Raw genomic sequence first — 19,440 nt, forward strand, 5'->3', positions numbered from 1 at the left:
ATAACTTGATGGCCGATTCTAGCCCGGTCCGGGCAAGCTTGCCCACTGCACCAGCAGGGCTTCGAGAAGCAAGACACGGTTGAGGTTGGCTTTACCGATGACTTTCTGCCGCTGTGCCAGCAACCAGTCCTGAATGTGCAGCACTTTGGCCTGCGGGGTTTTATCCGCCAGGTACTGCACCACTTTGCGCATGTCGGCCTGACCCAGGCCGTCTTCGTCACGGGTCAGCTGGTAGCGCAGGATCAGTTGCGACCAGTCGCAGAACCAGTCGAACAGCAGCGGCAGCGACACCATATTCCAGCCTTCTGCTAGCTGGCTCGGCGACGCCTGCTGCTTGAGCAGCTTTTTCACGCCCTCGACCACCAGGGCACGCTGGTCACGCACGCCCTGCTCGTTCAAGCGCACCGCCGCCAGCGGCGAGCCGGCGGCCAGGCACAACAGCTCGGACCGTTCGTCATCGCTGCAATCCGGCAAGGCCTTCGCCAGCCAGTCCAGGCTCACGGCCTCCCCTGGCACGGGGCAGGCCTGCTGCACGCAGCGACTCTTGACCGTGGGCAACAGGCGGCTGGGCTGGTGACTGATCAACAGCAGCACGGTGTTGCCGGACGGCTCCTCCAGGCTCTTGAGCAGGGCGTTGGCGGCGTTCAGGTTCATGGCTTCGGCCGGCTCGACCAATACCACCTTGCGCCCGCCCAGCTGGGCAGTCTGCACCACGAAATTGACCAGCTCACGGACCTGGTCGACCTTGATCGGCTTGTCCGCTTCCTCCGGCTCGAGGATGAAGTTGTCAGGGTGTGTGCCGGCGGCCAGCAGGTGGCAGGACTTGCATGTGCCACAGGCCTCCAGGCCCTGGGGTTGCTGGCATAACAGACGGGTCATCAGGCGCTCGGCCAGGGCGCGCTTGCCGATGCCCGCTGGGCCGTGCAACAGGTAGGCATGGGCATGCTGGGCGCGGCCGGCCAGTTGCTGCCAGAGCGCCGCCTGCCAGGGGTACACGTCAGCCACGGCACATCCCCACGATACGCGGCAGCAAGGCGTCCAGCGCCTGCTGCACAGCGCTCAGCGGCTGCGCGGCATCGAGAATGCTGTAGCGCTGCGGTTCAGCCGCGGCGCGGCGCAGGTAAGTCTGGCGCACTGCCTCGAAAAACTCGCGCCCTTCCTGCTCGAAGCGATCGAGACGACCACGGGCGGCGGCACGGGCCAGGCCGATTTCCACCGGCAGGTCGAAAACCAGGGTCAGGTCAGGTCGCAGTGCACCTTGGACGAAATCCTCCAGCACAGCGATCCGTGCCTCGGACAGGCCGCGGCCACCGCCCTGGTAGGCGTAGGTGGCATCGGTAAAGCGGTCGCACAGGACCACGCAACCCCGTGCCAGGGCCGGCTGGATCACCTGGGCCAGGTGCTGGGCCCGGGCCGCGAAGACCAGCAGCAGTTCGGTATCGGCGGCCATCGGTTCATCGCTGGGCGCCAGCAGCAGTTCACGCACGCGCTCGGCCAGCGGCGTGCCACCCGGCTCGCGGGTCAGCAGCACTTCGATGCCCTGCGCGCGCAGCCGCTCGGCCAGGTACTCTCGGTTGGTGCTTTTGCCCGCGCCTTCCGGGCCTTCCAGGGTTACAAACAAACCACTCACGGGCTGTCCTTAGTCGAATTGTCCGAGCGCACGGGAGCCGGGCTGGAACGGTAATCAGCCCGACGATTGAGCTGGTACTCGCGCACGGCCCGGTTATGGGCCTCGAGGGAATTGGAGAATACATGGCTGCCGTCGCCCCGGGCCACGAAGTACAGGCTCTTGCCATCCACCGGGTGCAGCGCGGCGTTGATCGCTTCACGCCCGACCAGGGCAATCGGCGTCGGCGGCATGCCATCAATGACGTAAGTGTTGTAGGGCGTCGCTTCGCGCAGGTGCGCACGGGTCAGCCGCCCGTTGTAGCGCTCGCCCAGCCCGTAGATCACCGTGGGATCGGTCTGCAGGCGCATGCCGAGAGCCAGGCGTCGCACGAACACGCCGGCGATTTCACCCCGCTCATGGGGGACGCCGGTTTCCTTTTCGATCATCGAGGCCATGATAAGCGCGTCGTAGGGGGTCTTGTAGGGCAGGCCTTCGGAGCGCTGGGCCCACTCCTCCTCCAGCACCAGCTCCAGGCGGGTGTAAGCCTGCTTGAGCAGGTCGAGGTCGCTCATGCCGCGCACGAAACGGTAGGTATCCGGGAAGAAACGCCCCTCCGGGTTCACGCCTGGCTGCCCCAGGCGCTCCATCAACTGGGCGTCCGTCAGATCGGTCAGGGTCAGGTTCAGCCGGGGTTCGCGCGCCAGGGCGGCTCGCACCTGGCGGAAGCTCCAGCCTTCGACCAGGGTCAGGCTGTACTGCACCACTTCACCACGCTGCCAGAGGCCCAGCATGTCCCGGACGGTCAGGCCCGGCGTCAGGCGGTACTCACCGCTGTGCAGCGGCTGCCCCTGCAGGTTGAAGCGCCAGTAGGCACGCAACCAGAAGGCGTTATCCAGCACGCCTTCGCTTTCGAGGCGATTGAGCACCCCGCCCGGCGTCGCGCCGGCCGGCACGTCGAGCATGCGCTCTTCGCTCAGGGTGAGGGGTTGCTCCAGGGCTTGGTGCTGTTGCCAGACGACGAATGCCACCAGCAATCCTGCCAGCAGCACACAGCCCTCCAGCAGGAGTAAGAGTTTGCGTATCACGAATCAGCAGTCCAGTAGATCGCGGGCAATAGCCTGCAGTTTACGGGTGAGCGGGCCGACCGGCCAGTCGTGTGCCTGCAACGCGCGGACAGGCCAGACGCCATAGACACTGTTGCAGAGAAAGACTTCATCGGCCGCCAGGAGTTCGTCGAGGGTGATGCCACGGACCTCGGTGTCGATACCCAGCGCCGCAGCCTGTGCCAGCAACTCGGCGCGCATGACACCGGCCACGCCATAGCCCGAGAGGTCCGGGGTCGACAGACGCCCGTCCCTGACCAGGAACAGGTTGCTGAAAACCCCCTCGACCACCAGGCCGGACAGGCTGCACATCAGCCCTTCGGCATGCTCGCTGTCGCTCCATTCGGCACGCGCCAGCACTTGTTCCAGGCGATTGAGGTGCTTGAGCCCCGCCAGCAGCGGTTGCTCCGACAAACGGGTGACACAGGGGAAAAGCCGGATGCCGCGTTCGGCATGGCTGGCGGGGTACGCGGGTTTGCCGCTGCCCTGCAGAATCCGCCGCGCCACGGTGGGCTGTGGCGGTGCATAGCCACGCTGGCCATCGCCACGGGTGACGATCAGCTTGGCCACGCCCTCCCCCAGTACGGTGGAGAATCGCAGCAGTTCGTCACGCACCAGATCGGCATCGAGGGGCAGGCCCAGACGTACGCAGCCCGCCAGCAGGCGGGCCATGTGACGATCCAGCAGCGTCGGTTTGCCACGGCTGACGGCGATGGTCTCGAACAGGCCATCGCCGTAGGCCAGGCCGCGGTCCGTGACGGACAGCAGCTCGGCCGGACGGCCGTCGACCCAGCTCTGCATCAACCGGCGAACCGGCGGAACACCAGGGAGCCGTTGGTGCCACCAAAACCGAAGGAGTTGGACAGCACGGTGTCGATGGGCATGGCCTTGGCCTGGTGCGCCACGAAATCGAGGTCACAGCCCTCGTCCGGCGTATCCAGGTTGATGGTCGGCGGTGCCACCTGGTCGCGCAGCGCCAGGACACTGAAGATCGCCTCCACCGCACCCGCCGCACCCAGCAGATGGCCGGTCATCGACTTGGTGGAGCTGACCGCCAGCTTGTAGGCGTGCTCGCCGAACACCGATTTGACGGCCGCCACTTCAGCGGTATCGCCCGCCGGCGTCGAGGTGCCGTGGGCGTTGATGTACTGCACCTGATCCGCCGAGATGCCGGCATCGCGCAGCGCATTGGCCATGCAACGGGCAGCACCGGCACCGTTATCCGGTGGCGAGGTCATGTGGAACGCGTCGCCACTCATGCCGAAACCGATCAGTTCGGCATAGATGTTGGCGCCACGGGCCTTGGCATGCTCCAGCTCTTCCAGCACCAGGGTGCCAGCGCCGTCGGAGAGCACGAAGCCATCGCGGTCCTTGTCCCACGGGCGGCTGGCCCGGGTAGGATCGTCGTTGCGCGTGGACAGTGCACGGGCCGCGGCGAAACCGCCGATCCCCAGGCCGCAAGCGGCCATCTCGGCACCACCTGCCACCATCACGTCCGCATCGCCGTAAGCGATGTTGCGCGCCGCCATGCCGATGCAATGCGTACCGGTGGTACAGGCGGTGGTAATGGCGTAGTTGGGCCCCTGCAGACCGAGGTGGATCGACAGGAAGCCGGAAATCATGTTGATGATCGAGCCGGGCACGAAGAACGGCGAAATGCGCCGCGGCCCCTGCTCGTGCAATGACTTGCAGTTGTTTTCGATGTTGGTCAGGCCGCCGATGCCGGAGCCGATGGCCACGCCAATGCGCTCGCGGTTGGCATCCGTCACTTCCAGCCCGGAATCACGCACGGCCTGGAAGCTCGCCGCCAATCCGTACTGAATGAACAGGTCGAGTTTGCGCGCCTCTTTGGCGGACAGGTATTCCTCGACGTTGAAGCCCTTGACCGACCCGCCGAAGCGCGTGGTGAAGGCGGAAAGGTCCGTGTGTTCAATCAGACCGATACCGCTGCGCCCGGCCAAAATGCCCTGCCAGCTGCTCGGCACATCGTTACCCAGTGGCGACAGCATGCCCATACCGGTAACCACGACGCGTCTACGCGACACAGCAATCTCCTCTTGCTCGATTTACAACGCTTGCGCTTAAAGAAAAGCCGCACCCCCTTACAGGCGTGCGGCTTTTCCAAGTCGGTAACCGACGATCGAGTTATTGCGCGTGCGCAGTAACGTAATCGATGGCTTCCTGAACAGTGGTGATCTTCTCGGCTTGCTCGTCCGGGATCTCGGTCTCGAATTCTTCTTCGAGAGCCATCACCAGCTCAACGGTGTCAAGAGAGTCGGCACCCAGGTCTTCGACGAAGGAAGCGCTGTTGGTTACTTCCTCTTCTTTAACGCCAAGTTGCTCGGCAACGATTTTCTTGACGCGTTCTTCGATGGTGCTCATACCTTGTTTTCACTCCTATTGGACAAATCCAGGCAGCTGGTCTGCGGCCAAGTGTATAGAAAGGGTTTTTAGCATTTCAAGCTGAATGCCGGGATGCCCCCAGGAACACTTCAACGATCTGTCTATAAACCTGTTGCAGCTTTATAACGGATTTTAGACAGCACCTATGACAGTTTTCTGAAGGCATACGTCACATTCAGCTCATATACATTCCGCCATTCACAGGGATAGTAGCGCCTGTGACGTAGGCTGCGCCATCGGAAGCGAGGAAAGCGACCACGTTTGCGATCTCTTCGGCCTGCCCCAGACGGCCCAGCGGAATCTGGGTCAGCAGCGCTTCACGCTGCGCTTCTGGCAATTCACGGGTCATGTCGGTGTCGATGAAGCCCGGTGCAACGGCGTTCACGGTGATTGCCCGGGAGCCGACTTCACGCGCCAGCGCACGGCCGAAACCTTCCAGACCGGCCTTCGCCGCCGCGTAGTTCACCTGCCCGGCGTTGCCCATGGCACCCACCACCGAACCGATGTTGATGATGCGCCCGTAACGCGCTTTGGTCATCCCGCGCAGCACAGCCTTGGACAAACGGTACAGGCTGTTGAGGTTGGTGTTGATCACGTCGAACCACTCGTCGTCCTTCATGCGCAGCATGAGGTTGTCACGGGTGATGCCGGCGTTGTTGACCAGAATCAGCGGCTGACCAACGTGTTGCTGGATGTGTTCGAGGACGCTGGTGACCGACTCATCGCTGCTGACATCCAGCATCAGGCCACGGCCTTCGACGCCATTGGCCTTGAGGGTTTCGGTGATGCGCTCGGCGCCCGACTCCGACGTGGCGGTACCGATGACGGTCGCACCCTGGCGGCCCAGTTCCAGGGCGATGGCCTGGCCAATGCCGCGGCTCGCACCGGTTACCAGTGCAACTTTACCTTTCAAGCTCATGTTCGCGCTCCTAAATCAGGCCAGGGCCGCGCGGGCGGCGGCAAAGGCGTCAGGGGTATCCAGATTGTGGGTGTTGATGCCTTTGACGCAGCGTTTGTTGAGGCCGGACAGCACTTTACCCGGACCACATTCGACCAGGTCGGTCACGCCCTGCTCTGCCAGGCAGACCATCGACTCCACCCAGCGCACGGGGCTGTACAGCTGAGCCAGCAGGTCACGCTTGAGCGCATCGAGGTCAGCTACGACAGCCGCGGACACGTTCTGCACCAGCGGAATCTGCGGCGCCTGCCAGGCAATGGCTTCGACGGACTCAGCGAAACGCTCGGCCGCCGGACGCATCAGGTCGCAATGGGATGGCACGCTGACCGGCAACGGCATGGCGCGCTTGGCACCGCGCGCCTTGCAGGCCTCGACGGCGCGGGCGACAGCCGCCGCACCGCCAGCGATGACCACCTGGCCCGGTGCGTTGAAATTCACGGCGCTGACGACTTCACCCTGGGCCGCTTCGGCGCAGGCCGCCAGCACATCGGCGTCTTCCAGACCGAGGATCGCCGCCATACCGCCCTGACCCGCAGGAACAGCCTGCTGCATCAGCTGACCGCGACGCTCCACGAGCTTTACCGCATCGGCAAAAGGCAGGCTGCCAGCGGCGACCAGCGCCGAGTATTCACCCAGGCTGTGGCCGGCGACGAATGCCGGGCGGGCGCCGCCCTCGGCCAGCCACAGACGCCACAAGGCGATAGAAGCGGTGAGGATGGCGGGCTGGGTCTTGTCAGTCTGATTGAGCTGCTCTTCCGGCCCCTGCTGGGTCAGCGCCCAGAGGTCATAGCCAAGCGCAGCGGAGGCTTCGGCGAAGGTGTCGCGTACCACAGGCTGCTGCGCACCATGCTCGGCCAGCATCGACAGCGACTGCGAGCCTTGGCCTGGGAAGACGAATGCGAGGGATGCAGACATATTGGAGAGGTCCCTTAATGGTCTTATCGTCGGGAAAATTGACGCCTGGCATAGCCAAGCGCAACAAACTGACAGTTGGATGACAGCCTGTCAGTCGCGGTCACATCCTAAAGCAACAGATCTTCGAGCCGTCCGTGCAAACGCTGCGGCAGATTCTCTTCGATCTCCGTCAATGCTCGGCGAATCGCGCTCTGAAAATCCTCCGGCCCCGCCGCACCATGGCTTTTTACCACAATGCCCTGCAAGCCCAGAAAACTGGCCCCATTGTGCTGCGCCGGCGCCAGCTCGGCCTGCAGGCGCTTCAGCAGCGGCATGGCCAGCAGCCCCACCAGACGCGACATGGCGCCCTCGCGGAACAATGCCTGGATACGCGCGGCGATCATCGTCGCCAGGCCCTCACTGGACTTGAGCACGATGTTGCCTACGAAACCATCGCAGACCACCACATCCGCTTCGCCCCGGTACAGGCCATCCCCCTCGACGAAGCCAATGTAGTTCAAGCCAGGCGCCTGCTGCAGCAGGCTGGCAGCCAGCTTGACCTGCTGATTGCCCTTGATGTCCTCGGTGCCGACATTGAGCAGCGCGATACGCGGACGACGAACACCCAGGGCTTCGGCAGCCACCGCGCCCATCAGCGCGAACTGGTAGAGATGCTCGGCACTGCAATCGACGTTCGCCCCGAGATCGAGCAAGTGGCAGCGCCCGGCCTGGGTAGGAATCGCCGTGACCATGGCCGGGCGATCGATCCCCGGGAGGGTTTTCAGCACGTACCGCGACAGCGCCATCAGCGCCCCGGTATTGCCGGCACTGACGCAGGCCTGCACCTCGCCGCCGCGCAGCAACTCCAGCGCGACACGCATGGAGGAGTCGGGCTTGCCACGCAAGGCCTGGGCCGGACGCTCGTCCATGGCAACCACTTCGTCAGCATGAACGACGCGCAGGCGCGCACGATCGACGCCAGGAAACTGGGCGATGGCTTCTTCGATAAGGGAGGATTGGCCGACGAGGACCAAGTGCAGCGAGGGGTATTCGGCCAGACAGGCGACGCTGGCTGGAACAATGCAGCGGGGACCGAAGTCCCCACCCATTGCGTCAATCGCGATGATCGGAGCGGACAAGGATTACTCGTCAGCGCCCTTGTCGATCACTTTGCGACCACGGTAAACGCCTTCCGGAGATACGTGGTGGCGCAGGTGAACTTCACCGGTGCTCTTCTCAACGGACAGTGCGTTACCCTCGAGGGCGTCGTGCGAACGACGCATGTCGCGGGCGGAACGGGATTTTTTGTTCTGCTGAACAGCCATACTCATTAACTCCTAAACGTTTGGGTCACGCTTTAACTGTGCCAATACACTGAACGGGTTGGACCGCGTTACCTCGTCCTCATCCGGCGCTGGCTCTTCTAGGCCGGCCGGTTGCTGGCAATCTTCAGGGTCATGTGCCGGCACGATCGGCAAGGCGAGCAACAGCTCGTCCTCGACAAGTGCCAACAGATCCAATGGATCTTCACCCAACTCCAGCACGTCATAGCCTTTCGGCACAGACTGGGTATTCGCACCTTCTTTCACCACAGCGTAATCACATGCGCTTTGGATCGGCAGAGCGACCAGTTCCAGACAACGCTGGCAAACCATCTTGACCTCAACCTCAAGCTCGCTGTGGATAACCACAGCGTTGCGCTCGTCACGCTCGAAGGTAAACTTCGCGCGCACATTGCCGTGGTTATCGGCAAGCGGGTCGCATAGTCGCGGCAGATCAGCCAGCAGCAACGCCCCTTCTAGGGTAACGCCGCGATCAGCTAACTTGCGCGGATCAACGTGAGGTGGAATCGGGCCATTCGACATAGGCGCCGCATTCTAGGGATGCGCCCCTCTGCTGTCAAAGGAAATTCAGCCTGTCCAGCATGTTGTCCGACGGCTAGAATCGCGCCCTTCCCCTGCAAGGAGATCGACATGCCGCCCCTTCTGCTCGCTTCCAGCTCCCCTTACCGACGCGAACTACTGGGCCGCCTGCGCCTCCCCTTCACCTGGAACAGCCCGGATATAGATGAAAGCCGAGCCCCCGGCGAACACCCAGGCGACCTGGTACAGCGCCTGGCCAGGGAAAAAGCCCAGGCCCTGGCCGCCGCCCACCCCGGCCACCTGATCATCGGCTCGGACCAGGTTGCCGTACTGGGAGATGAGGTGCTCGGCAAGCCGCACACCTTCGAACGCGCCCACGCCCAGCTGCTCGCCGCCAGCGGCAACAGCGTCACATTCCTGACCGGACTTGCGCTGCTGGACACCCGCACCGGGCACTGCCAGGTGGACTGCATTCCGTTCACCGTGCATTTTCGCACCCTGGACAGCGCCCAGATCACCCGCTACCTGGAGGCGGAGCAACCTTACGACTGCGCCGGCAGCTTCAAGGCCGAAGGCCTGGGCATCAGTCTTTTCCGCAGCACGGAAGGCAGCGACGCCAACAGCCTGATCGGGCTGCCCCTGATCCGCCTGGTCGACATGCTGCACGCCAGCGGCGTGCAGATCCCCTGAGCCGGACATGAAAAAGCCCGGCATTGCCGGGCTTTTTCAGCACAGAGCGGGTTAACGCAGGGACGGCCCCTGGAAGCCCATCCACAGCGCCAGGTTCTCGGCCACGCCAGCACCGAAGCGCTTGGCGAAACGATCGAGCGGCGACTCCTGCACGGTGAAGTCGACCATTTCCTTCACGCCAATCACTTCACGCGCCACATAGCTGGTACTGCCCAGCGCATCGACCAGGCCCAGCTCGAGCGCCTGCTCACCGGACCACACCAGACCGGAAAACAGCTCCGGATGCTCGGCATCCTTCAAGCGATCGCCGCGCCCTTTCTTGACGCTGTCGATGAACTGCCGGTGCGTGGTTTCCAGGACGCTTTTCCAGAACAGCGCTTCGTCTTCCTTCTGCGGCTGGAACGGGTCGAGGAAAGCCTTGTGCTCACCCGAGGTATAGACACGACGGTCCACACCCAGCTTCTCCATGACCCCCACGAAACCGAAGCCGGCGGCGGTCACGCCAATCGAACCCACCAGGCTGGCCTTGTCGGCGTAGATCTCATCCGCAGCGCTGGCGATGTAGTAGGCGCCGGACGCCCCAAGATCGCTGATCACCGCATACACCTTGGTGTCCGGGTATTCGGCACGCAAACGACGGATCTCGTCATATATATAGCCGGACTGCACCGGGCTTCCACCCGGGCTGTTGATGCGCAGGATGACAGCCTTGGTACCGGTATCCTCGAACGCAGCCCGCAGGCTGCCGACAATATTGTCGGCGCTGGCGGCTTCCTTGTCCGCGATCATGCCGCGCACCTCGACCAACGCCGTGTGCGACGTACCGCTCATGCCACTTTTCTTCGCATCGAACAGTGGCGAGAACATGGCGAGGGCGCCAAACAGGTAGACGAAGGTCAGCAGCTTGAAAAAAATGCCCCAGCGACGCGACCGCCGCTGCTCATGAACACTGGCCAGCAGGGTTTTCTCGAGCAGTTTCCAGCTCTTCTGATCGCTCTCAGCCACCACTGGCGCTTTCTTCTCACCCCACATGCTCTACCACCTCGATTCGTGGCTCGGCCGGCGCTCTGGCCAACCAGGCACTCAATTGCATGAAATCGCTCACCGACAACTTGGGATCATGCACGCTCAACGCCGCCAGCGTCTGCGCGCCATATCCCACTGCCACCGCATCCATACCGGCACGCTGCGCCATCACCAGATCGAACGACGCATCGCCCACCATCAGCGCCCGCTCAGCCGTGACGCCGCAATGCTGCAGAATTTCGTGCAGCATGCGCGGATCGGGCTTGCTGGCCGTTTCATCCGCACAACGCGTGACATCGAAAAAATCCTGCCAACCCAATGCGTCCAGGATGCGCTGCAGACCGCGACGGGTCTTGCCGGTCGCCACCGCCAGGCGATAGCCCTGCTCACGCAACGCAAGCAGCCCGTGCTCCACGCCCGGAAACAGCGGCGACGGCTGCTGATCCAGGGCCACGTAGCACTCGCTGTAACGGAGGCGCAGGCGCTCCGCCTGCTCGAGTACCAACGCTGGGTACAGCACCGCGATCGCCTCGGGCAGGGCAAGACCGATGATGCCCTTGACCGCCTCGTCGCTGCAGCGCTCAAGACCGCACTGATCCGTCGCTGCGTGCATCGCTGCCACGATACGACCGATGGAATCGACCAACGTGCCATCCCAATCGAAGATCAGCAGCTCGTAGTCACGCACTCAGACGCTCCAGGGTCCGCGCCCACATTTCATCGACCGGTGCCTCGAGCTTCAGCACGCCGCCTTCCGGCAGCGGCACATGCAGCTCATACGCATGCAGGAACAGACGCTTGCCACCCAGTTCGCGAATCTCGCGGGTGAAGTCGTCGTCACCGTACTTGCTGTCGCCCGCAATGCAGTGCCCGGCGTACTGGGTGTGCACGCGAATCTGGTGGGTGCGCCCGGTAACCGGCTTGGCCTCGACCAGGGTGGCAAACTCACCGAAGCGGCGCAGCACCCTGAACACGGTCAAGGCCTCTTTGCCGTCGCTGTTCACTTCGACCATGCGCTCACCGGAACGCAGGTTGCTCTTGAGCAGCGGCGCGCTGACCTGCTTTTTGGCCGTCGCCCAATGGCCACGCACCAGCGCCATGTAGCGCTTGTCGACGCCATCACCGCGCAGGGCTTCGTGCAGATGACGCAGCATGCTGCGCTTCTTGGCGATCATCAGCAGCCCGGACGTATCGCGATCGAGGCGATGCACCAGCTCCAGGTCCTTGGCATCGGGCCGCAACTGGCGAAACGCCTCGATCACGCCGTAATTCAGGCCACTACCGCCGTGCACGGCAATACCGGCCGGCTTGTTCAGCACGATCAGCGCCTTATCTTCATAGACGATCGCCGCTTCCAGGCGCTGCAACAGCCCCTGGGCCAGCGGCTCGGGCTCGTCGCGCTCGGCCAGGCGCAGCGGCGGTACGCGCACGACATCGCCCGCCTGAAGCTTGTACTCAGGCTTGATCCGCCCCTTGTTCACGCGCACTTCGCCCTTGCGCAAAATGCGATAAATCAAGGTCTTGGGCACACCCTTGAGCTGGGCGCGCAGAAAATTATCGATACGTTGGCCGGCAAGTTCCGGAGCAACCTCGAGCAGCTGGACGCCGGAGGTTGGAGGGGCAGGATTCGTCATCCGGCAATCATAACAATTTTTTATGGAATTGAAGCACTTAATCATTGCTGCTATAGTCGCGAACGCCGCCAAAAGCGGCCTGGTTTGCGGATGATCGCCAAAACTGCCATCCCCTACCAACGCAACCCTTTCAGGACGTCAGGCCGTCCGACGGGTCCGACGCCGCACAAGGCCGCGAACGACTCGGAAATAAAGCCTTGAGCAATGATGCGCGACCATCCCCTTTGGACGGTTGCGGTAATGCCAACCCGCTGCAGATTCTGCGAGCGGCACCCGATTTTCAGCGATACGTGTAGGGTGGAGACGTACAACTGCCGGTCTGCGTAGCACATGGCTTTATCCAAGACGCTTTATCCCGTCCGCTACCGGTAGCTGATTCCTCCTCCTGACTAGTGCTTTCTGTCACAACAGCAAGCAGGAGACGTCCGTCGCGACCCAGCCCAACTGGCTGACCGTCGCTCGACAATGAAACGATTTACGACCGTTTCTGACGCGCCTGACACCGACCCTGAGAGTCGTGTGTGCCGAACGCCGTTTCCGTCAGCACCGGAAACCGACGGTACTACATGAAAAGAATGCTGATTAACGCAACTCAACCCGAAGAGTTGCGTGTTGCTCTGGTCGACGGCCAACGCCTGTACGACCTGGACATCGAATCGGGTGCCCGCGAGCAGAAAAAAGCCAACATCTACAAAGGCCGCATCACGCGCGTCGAACCCAGCCTCGAAGCCGCCTTCGTCGACTTCGGCTCCGAACGCCACGGCTTCCTCCCCCTCAAAGAAATTTCCCGCGAATACTTCAGCAAGGCTCCCGAGGGCCGCGTCAACATCAAGGACGTGCTCAAGGAAGGCCAGGAAGTCATCGTCCAGGTCGAGAAAGAAGAGCGTGGCAACAAGGGCGCAGCCCTGACCACCTTCATCAGCCTGGCCGGCCGTTACCTGGTCCTGATGCCGAACAACCCGCGTGCCGGTGGCATCTCCCGCCGCATCGAAGGCGAAGAGCGCAACGAACTGCGTGAAGCGCTGAACGGCCTGAACGCGCCGGTCGACATGGGCCTGATCGTTCGCACCGCCGGCCTGGGTCGCTCCAGCGAAGAAATGCAGTGGGACCTCGACTACCTGCTGCAACTGTGGAGCGCCATCAAGGACGCTTCCCAGGAGCGCCCCGCTCCCTTCCTGATCTACCAGGAAAGCAACGTCATCATCCGCGCCATCCGTGACTACCTGCGTCAGGACATCGGCGAAGTACTGGTCGACAGCGTCGAAGCCCAGGAAGAAGCCCTGAGCTTCATCCGCCAGGTCATGCCGCAGTACGCCAGCAAGATCAAGCTGTACGAAGACAGCGTTCCGCTCTTCAACCGCTTCCAGATCGAAAGCCAGATCGAAACCGCCTTCCAGCGCGAAGTGAAACTGCCGTCCGGTGGTTCCATCTTCATCGACCCGACCGAAGCGCTGGTGTCCATCGACATCAACTCGGCCCGTGCGACCAAAGGCAGCGACATCGAGGAAACTGCCCTGCAGACCAACCTCGAAGCAGCCGAAGAGATCGCCCGCCAGCTGCGCCTGCGCGACATCGGCGGCCTGATCGTCATCGACTTCATCGACATGACGCCTGCCAAGAACCAGCGCGCCGTGGAAGAAAAAGTCCGCGAATGCCTGGAAGCCGACCGTGCCCGCGTACAGGTCGGCCGCATTTCACGCTTCGGCCTGCTGGAAATGTCCCGTCAGCGCCTGCGTCCTTCCCTGGGCGAGAGCAGCGGCATCGTCTGCCCGCGCTGCAACGGTCAAGGCATCATCCGTGACGTCGAATCCCTGTCGCTGGCCATCCTGCGCCTGATCGAAGAAGAAGCCCTGAAGGACCGCACCGCCGAAGTGCGTGCCCAGGTGCCAATCCCGGTCGCCGCCTTCCTGCTCAACGAGAAGCGCAACTCGATCACCAAGATCGAACTGCGCACCCGTGCGCGCATCGTGATCCTGCCGAACGATCACCTGGAAACGCCGCACTTCGAAGTGCAGCGCCTGCGTGACGATAGCCCGGAAGCCCAGACGTCGCAGTCCAGCTACGAAATGGCCACCGCCGAGGTGGAAGAAGAGAAGCAGGCCAGCGCCACCCGCACCCTGGTTCGCCAGGAAGCAGCCATCAAGGCGGCCCCGCCTCGTCCTGCCCCGACCCCCGAAGCCCCTGCCGCACCGGTCGCCAGCACCGAGCCAAGCCTGTTCAAGGGCCTGGTCAAATCGCTGGTCAGCCTGTTCGCCAGCAAGGAAGAAGAAAAGCCGGTCGTCATCGAGAAGAAGAGCGAGCGCCAACCGCGCAGCGGTGATGAGCGCCGTAACGGTCGCCAGCAGAACCGCAACCGTGGCGGTCGTCGCGATGAAGAACGCAAACCTCGCGAAGAGCGTGCACCGCGTGAAGAACGCGCCCCACGCGAAGAGCGCCAGCCTCGTGCCCCGCGTGAAGAGCGCCAGCCTCGCGAAGGCGTCGAAGTGCGCGAGCCGCAGGAAGTCCGTCAGTCCCGTCCGCCGCGCGAGCCGCGTGAAGGCCAGGAAAACCGCCGCGAGCGTCGTCCGCGTGACGAGCAGCGCCCACCACGCGAACTGCGCGCCCCGCTGGATGCTCCAGAGGCCGTAGAAGGCGAAGAAGCCGTTGCCGAGCGCCCGCAGCGCGAGCCGCGTCAGCCTCGCCAGCCGCGTGAAGAGCGTCAACCACGTGCAGAACGCGCCGCAGCCGCCGCGGATGAAGAAGTACTGAACAGCGAAGAGCAGGTGCAGGATGACGAGCAGGACGGCGCCGAAGGCGGCGATCGCCCACGCCGTCGCTCCCGTGGCCAGCGCCGTCGCAGCAACCGCCGCGAACGTCAGCGTGATGCCAACGGCAACCTGATCGAAGGTGCTGAAGAAACCGCTGAGGAAGCTTCGGTTGAGCCGACCGCAGCCGTTGCCGCCGCGACTGCAGCGGTGGTCGCCGTTGAAGCCAGCAGCGAAGCAGCGCCTGAGCAGGCACCGGTGCAAACCGAGGCCGTAGCAGTAGCCGAAACCGCCCTGCCCCTGGCTGCCGACGACACCACACCGGTTGTCGAAGCGGTCAGCGAGCCGGTCGTCGACGTCGTTGCCCCTGCGCCGCAGGCCGCACCGATCGCCGAGCAGGCTGCACCGGAAGTCGAAGTGGCAGTGGTCCCGGAAGTGGTTGCAGAGCCTGTCGCCGAACCGCAGGTCGAAGCCGTTGTTGAAACCCCGGTCGTCGAGCCAGCACCTGAGGCAGCCCCGGCTGTCGAAGCGCCGGCGGTCCTGACCGAAAACGGCCGTGCTCCGAACGACCCACGCGAAGTACGTCGTCGCAAGCGCGAAGAAGAGCGCCTGGCTCGCGAAGCGGCAGAAGCACAAGCAGCCGCTCCGGTGGCCGCTGTCGAGGCTGAGCCGGTGACAGAGGCAGCGCCTGTGGCCGAAGTCGTCAGCGAACCCGAAGTGCCAGCAGTGACCGAAGCGCCAACCAGCGCCCCGGACGAAGTGGTGACTCAGGACGAGGTCGTCACCTCGGAAGCGGAGCAGAAGAAAGACGAAGACGCGGCCAAGCCGCTCGTCTGACGCTGACCCGTCATGAAAAAAGGGGATGCCATCTGGCATCCCCTTTTTCTTTGCCTGCCATTTTGTCTGACGCGGCCTCCACCTCCCCGTCCCGCGCTTGGAAGGCGGGTCCCACAGGTCTCCCCATGCAAAAACGCCCGATGCACAGGCATCGGGCGTTCAGGTTCAGCCAGACCGGCAGCGCGTCGCGTTACAAGACGTTGGGCTCGATCTCCAGCGCCACGCCAAAACGCTGCGCGATATCGGCCTGGATGCGCTGTGCGAGCGCCAACAGCTGCTGCCCACTGGCCTGGCCGTAATTCACCAGCACCAGGGCCTGCAAGCGATGCACGCCGGCATCCCCTTCGCGAAAGCCTTTCCACCCCGCCCGCTCGATCAGCCAGCCGGCAGCCAGTTTCACCTGGCCATCGGCCTGCGGATACGCCACCAGATCGGCGTGCTCCACACGCAAGGCCGCCGCCTGCTCGGCCGGCACCAGGGGATTCTTGAAAAAGCTTCCGGCGTTACCCAGCACCGCCGGATCCGGCAGTTTTTCGCTGCGGATGGCGCAGATGGCCCGGCTGACATCCAGCGCCGTCGGCGGCTCGCTGCCCTGCTCCTGCAGGCGCTGACGCACAGGGCCGTAGTCCAGGTGCAAGGGGGCGCTGCGCCGCAAGGCAAAACGCACCCGCAGAATCACCCAACGATCCAGCTCCTGCTTGAACAGGCTGTCACGGTAAGCGAAAGCGCAGTCGTCACGGGCGAATTCACGCAGGGCACCGCTGCGGCGATCCAGCGCGGTCAGGCCGTCAAAGCAGTCCTTGAGCTCCACGCCATAGGCACCGATATTCTGCACAGGGGCCGCGCCGACGGTACCGGGAATCAGGCTGAGGTTTTCCAGGCCAACGAGCCCCTGCTGCAGGGTCCATTGCACGAAGGGATGCCAGGGCTCACCGGCCTCGGCCTCGATCACGGCACAGTCGCCATCATCGCTCAGCACGCGAATACCGCGAGCGGCCAGGCGCAGCACCAGTGACTCGACATCCGCCGTCAGCAGCAGGTTGCTGCCTCCGCCCAGCAAGGTGACCGGCAGATCCCGCTCGGCCGCGTAAGCCAGGGATTGGCGCACCTGCTCGTCGTCGTGCGCCTCGACGAACCAGCGAGCGGCGACATCGACACCGAAGCTGTTGTAGGCCTTGAGCGAAACGCCCTCCCGCACCTGGATCGTCATAGCCGCCCCTTGAGTTCGGCCAGCAGGCCGTCACAGGCCTGCTCGATCAGGTCCAGCACGTGCTCGAAACCTTCCTCACCGCCGTAATAGGGATCAGGCACATCGTCGAGCGCCAACTGGTAGCGCCGCAGGAACAGATCCAGTTCCCCCAGACTGTCCACCGGACGCAACGCCCCCAGGTGCAGCAGGTTGCTGTTGTCCATGGCCAGGACGAGGTCGTAGCGGGCGAAGTCTTCGGCCGTCACCTGGCGTGCGCGCAAGGCGGACAGGTCGTAGCCCCGGCGCTGGGCAGCCAGGCGCGTGCGGGTATCCGGCGCCTTGCCGACATGCCAGTCGCCGGTACCCGCCGAGTCCACCTCGATCAGGTCGGCGAGGCCCGCCTGCTGCAGCTTGTGGCGAAACACGCCCTCGGCAGTGGGCGAGCGGCAGATGTTGCCCAGGCAAACGAACAGAACCTTCATCAGGCCCCCAGCAGGCGACGCACCCGCTCCAGGTCTTCCGGCGTATCGACACCGGCAGGCGGCGCTTCGAGCGCGTCCGCCACATGGATACGCACGCCATTCCACAGCGCGCGCAATTGCTCCAGGCATTCGGTGTTTTCCAGCCAGCACGGGCCCCAGGCAACGAAGTCATGGAGAAAGCCCGCCCGGTAGGCGTAGATGCCGATATGGCGGCGATAGGGCACGCCGTCTGGCAGCGTGTCGCGGCTGACGGCGAACGCATCGCGGGCCCAGGCCAGCGGGGCGCGGCTGAAGGTCAGGGCCAGGCCGGACTTGTCCGCCACTACCTTGACCACGTTGGGATTGAACAGCGCCGTCACGTCTTCGATCGGCTCGGCGAGCGTGGCGATATCGGCCTGGGGATTGGCGGCCAGGTTGGCAGCCACCTGGTCAATGATCGATGCCGGGATCAGCGGCTCATCGCCCTGCACGTTGACCACGATCGCATCCGCCGGCAGGCCGAGGGCAGCCGCGACCTCCGCCAGGCGGTCAGTGCCGGAGTTATGGTCGACGCGGGTCAGCAGCACATCGGCGCCGAAGGCCTGGCAGGCCTCGACGATCCGCGCATCGTCCGTGGCCACCACCACCCGCTGGGCGCTGCTCTTGCGGGCCTGCTCCCAGACGTGCTGGATCATCGGTTTGCCGGCGATGTCCTGCAGCGGCTTGCCGGGCAAGCGGCTGGAGGCGAAGCGCGCCGGGATCACAACGGTAAAAGCGTGGGTCATTTACTTGTCCAGGCGCTCGTCGACATTGAGGGTGCGGGCTTCGCTTTCCAGCATCACCGGAATCCCATCGCGCACGGGAAAGGCCAGGGCGTCGGCCTTGCAGACCAGTTCGGATTTGTCGGCGGCGAGCTTGAGCGGGCCCTTGCACAGCGGGCAGGCCAGAATGTCGAGTAGTTTCGGGTCCATGGGAGATCCTTGGTAGAAAGCAGGAGCACGGGCGCTGGGCGCCGCAGCACTAGCGGGCGGTTGGCAGCAAACCGGCCAGGCGCTCGTCGAACCAGGCGACGAACGCCGGGGAAGGCTCGGCATCCACGGCCAGGTACCACCAGTCGTCACCGGCGAATGCCCGGCATTTCACCGCGTCCTTTTCCGTCATCAGCAACGGCAGCGACGGGCTGAAAGACAGCAGCTCGGCGCTGTAGTGCGCGTGGTCGGCGAAGGCGTGCGGAACAGGCTGCCAGTGTAGCGCCTCGAGCGTGGCGAAGAAACGCTGGGGGTTGCCGATGCCGGCCACCGCATGCATGCGCTGACCGGGCGGAAAGTGGTCCAGCGGCCGACGTTCGCCGCTGCGCAGGTTGACCAGCTCGCGGGGGCGCAAACCGAAACCGTAGCCCTGCGCCGGATCACCGAGCGCGCCGTTGTACAGCAGCGCGTCAGCCTGCTGCAGGCGCTCCACCGGCTCACGCAGCGGCCCGGCGGGCAGGCAACGTTCGTTGCCCAGGCCCCGAGCCGCGTCGATCAGCACCAGCTCCAGGTCACGAGCCAGGCGGTAATGCTGCAGGCCGTCATCGCTGAGGATCAGGTCGAGCGCTTCCTCGGCCAGCAAGGCCCGCACGGCGCGGCCGCGGTCGGGGTCGATCACCAGTGGCACGCCGCTGCGCTGCACGATCAGCAGGGGCTCGTCCCCCGCCTCGCTCGCTGCCTGATCGGCACGTACGCGCCAGGGCAATTGCGGCGGCTTGGCGCCGTAGCCGCGGCTGACCACGCCAACCCGAAGGCCACGCTGACGGCAGTATTCGATCAACCAGAGAATGAGGGGGGTCTTGCCGGTCCCGCCGACGGTGATGTTACCCACCACCACCACAGGCACCGGTGCACGGTAGATCTCGCCTTCACCCGCCAGGAACCGCGCACGGCGGCGTTGCGCCACCGTGCGGTACAGCCATTCCAGCGGTCGCAACAGCCCCAGGGCCGGGTGCCCGGTGTACCAGGCCGCGACCAGGCGCTCGCCCAGGCTCATCGGTG

Annotated in this window: 21 protein-coding genes; 2 read left to right on the plus strand and 19 right to left on the minus strand. The window is 64.2% G+C overall.

All coding sequences use genetic code 11. The annotated features are described in order from the left end of the window. Positions 1-18 precede the first annotated feature (18 nt). From N5C28_RS00975 to N5C28_RS01025, 11 genes are all read right to left on the minus strand, one after another. Positions 19-1,005 carry a DNA polymerase III subunit delta' gene (locus tag N5C28_RS00975; RefSeq protein ID WP_279819075.1) on the minus strand — a complete coding sequence of 329 codons (987 nt, stop codon included), beginning with the start codon at positions 1,003-1,005 and terminating at the stop codon, positions 19-21. After that, positions 998-1,630 (minus strand): dTMP kinase, encoded by a 633-nt coding sequence (tmk, locus tag N5C28_RS00980; protein ID WP_279819078.1) that lies wholly within the window; start codon positions 1,628-1,630, stop codon positions 998-1,000. The genes N5C28_RS00975 and tmk overlap by 8 nt, the downstream gene beginning before the upstream one ends. Beyond that, entirely contained in the window at positions 1,627-2,694 is a 1,068-nt protein-coding gene (gene mltG, locus N5C28_RS00985) for an endolytic transglycosylase MltG (protein ID WP_279819080.1), read from the minus strand. The genes tmk and mltG overlap by 4 nt, the downstream gene beginning before the upstream one ends. A 3-nt stretch (positions 2,695-2,697) precedes the next feature. Then, on the minus strand, positions 2,698-3,513 hold the full coding sequence (gene pabC / locus N5C28_RS00990; protein WP_279819083.1) for an aminodeoxychorismate lyase: 816 nt from the start codon (positions 3,511-3,513) through the stop codon (positions 2,698-2,700). Further along, positions 3,513-4,757, minus strand: a complete 1,245-nt coding sequence (gene fabF, locus N5C28_RS00995) for a beta-ketoacyl-ACP synthase II (protein WP_279819086.1) — start codon at positions 4,755-4,757, stop codon at positions 3,513-3,515. Before fabF ends, pabC begins: the two co-directional genes overlap by 1 nt. Positions 4,758-4,857: 100 nt before the next feature. Next, positions 4,858-5,094 (minus strand): acyl carrier protein, encoded by a 237-nt coding sequence (gene acpP, locus N5C28_RS01000; protein ID WP_003245177.1) that lies wholly within the window; start codon positions 5,092-5,094, stop codon positions 4,858-4,860. 196 nt (positions 5,095-5,290) lie between these two features. Next, on the minus strand, positions 5,291-6,034 hold the full coding sequence (gene fabG / locus N5C28_RS01005; protein ID WP_279819090.1) for a 3-oxoacyl-ACP reductase FabG: 744 nt from the start codon (positions 6,032-6,034) through the stop codon (positions 5,291-5,293). A 15-nt stretch (positions 6,035-6,049) separates the two neighbouring features. Further along, entirely contained in the window at positions 6,050-6,988 is a 939-nt protein-coding gene (fabD, locus tag N5C28_RS01010; protein WP_279819094.1) for an ACP S-malonyltransferase, read from the minus strand. Between the two features lie 107 nt (positions 6,989-7,095). After that, a complete protein-coding gene (gene plsX, locus N5C28_RS01015; RefSeq protein ID WP_279819097.1) occupies positions 7,096-8,106 on the minus strand; it encodes a phosphate acyltransferase PlsX in 1,011 nt (336 codons plus the stop codon). A gap of 3 nt (positions 8,107-8,109) precedes the next feature. Beyond that, positions 8,110-8,292, minus strand: coding sequence for a 50S ribosomal protein L32 (gene rpmF / locus N5C28_RS01020; protein ID WP_025167420.1), 183 nt, complete (start codon positions 8,290-8,292; stop codon positions 8,110-8,112). A gap of 12 nt (positions 8,293-8,304) precedes the next feature. Next, complete coding sequence (locus tag N5C28_RS01025) at positions 8,305-8,832, minus strand: YceD family protein (protein WP_279819102.1); 528 nt, start codon at positions 8,830-8,832, stop codon at positions 8,305-8,307. Between the two features lie 108 nt (positions 8,833-8,940). Between N5C28_RS01025 and N5C28_RS01030 the strand changes: the two genes are divergently transcribed. Beyond that, on the plus strand, positions 8,941-9,519 hold the full coding sequence (locus tag N5C28_RS01030) for a Maf family protein (RefSeq protein WP_279819105.1): 579 nt from the start codon (positions 8,941-8,943) through the stop codon (positions 9,517-9,519). A 51-nt stretch (positions 9,520-9,570) separates the two neighbouring features. Here N5C28_RS01030 and N5C28_RS01035 read toward each other — a convergent pair whose 3' ends face one another. From N5C28_RS01035 to rluC, 3 genes are read right to left on the minus strand one after another with little or no spacing between them, the layout of a single operon-like run. Then, positions 9,571-10,551, minus strand: coding sequence for a S49 family peptidase (locus N5C28_RS01035; protein ID WP_279819108.1), 981 nt, complete (start codon positions 10,549-10,551; stop codon positions 9,571-9,573). After that, on the minus strand, positions 10,541-11,233 hold the full coding sequence (locus N5C28_RS01040; RefSeq protein WP_279819111.1) for an HAD-IA family hydrolase: 693 nt from the start codon (positions 11,231-11,233) through the stop codon (positions 10,541-10,543). Before N5C28_RS01040 ends, N5C28_RS01035 begins: the two co-directional genes overlap by 11 nt. Continuing rightward, positions 11,226-12,179: a 23S rRNA pseudouridine(955/2504/2580) synthase RluC gene (gene rluC / locus N5C28_RS01045; RefSeq protein WP_279819113.1), complete on the minus strand. Its 954-nt coding sequence runs from the start codon at positions 12,177-12,179 to the stop codon at positions 11,226-11,228. Before rluC ends, N5C28_RS01040 begins: the two co-directional genes overlap by 8 nt. A gap of 566 nt (positions 12,180-12,745) precedes the next feature. On the opposite strand from rluC, the gene rne reads away from it, so the two are divergent. After that, positions 12,746-15,760: a ribonuclease E gene (rne, locus tag N5C28_RS01050; RefSeq protein WP_279819116.1), complete on the plus strand. Its 3,015-nt coding sequence runs from the start codon at positions 12,746-12,748 to the stop codon at positions 15,758-15,760. A 190-nt stretch (positions 15,761-15,950) separates the two neighbouring features. On the opposite strand, the gene murB is transcribed toward rne, so the two are convergent. Genes murB through lpxK form a run of 5 tightly spaced genes read right to left on the minus strand, consistent with a single transcriptional unit; the run spans position 15,951 to position 19,435 of the window. Continuing rightward, positions 15,951-16,970, minus strand: coding sequence for a UDP-N-acetylmuramate dehydrogenase (gene murB / locus N5C28_RS01055; protein WP_279819117.1), 1,020 nt, complete (start codon positions 16,968-16,970; stop codon positions 15,951-15,953). Beyond that, positions 16,967-17,431 carry a low molecular weight phosphotyrosine protein phosphatase gene (locus N5C28_RS01060; RefSeq protein ID WP_279819118.1) on the minus strand — a complete coding sequence of 155 codons (465 nt, stop codon included), beginning with the start codon at positions 17,429-17,431 and terminating at the stop codon, positions 16,967-16,969. Before N5C28_RS01060 ends, murB begins: the two co-directional genes overlap by 4 nt. After that, a complete protein-coding gene (kdsB, locus tag N5C28_RS01065) occupies positions 17,431-18,195 on the minus strand; it encodes a 3-deoxy-manno-octulosonate cytidylyltransferase (RefSeq protein ID WP_279819121.1) in 765 nt (254 codons plus the stop codon). The genes N5C28_RS01060 and kdsB overlap by 1 nt, the downstream gene beginning before the upstream one ends. Continuing rightward, positions 18,196-18,381 (minus strand): Trm112 family protein, encoded by a 186-nt coding sequence (locus N5C28_RS01070; protein WP_279819122.1) that lies wholly within the window; start codon positions 18,379-18,381, stop codon positions 18,196-18,198. 49 nt (positions 18,382-18,430) lie between these two features. Continuing rightward, the gene (gene lpxK / locus N5C28_RS01075; RefSeq protein ID WP_279819123.1) at positions 18,431-19,435 is read right to left on the minus strand and encodes a tetraacyldisaccharide 4'-kinase; all 1,005 of its coding nucleotides are present in this window, start codon (positions 19,433-19,435) and stop codon (positions 18,431-18,433) included. Between the last annotated feature and the right edge of the window lie 5 nt (positions 19,436-19,440).

Origin of the sequence: Pseudomonas sp. GD03944, assembly GCF_029839275.1 — a bacterium.
In the GTDB taxonomy this organism is placed as follows: domain Bacteria; phylum Pseudomonadota; class Gammaproteobacteria; order Pseudomonadales; family Pseudomonadaceae; genus Aquipseudomonas.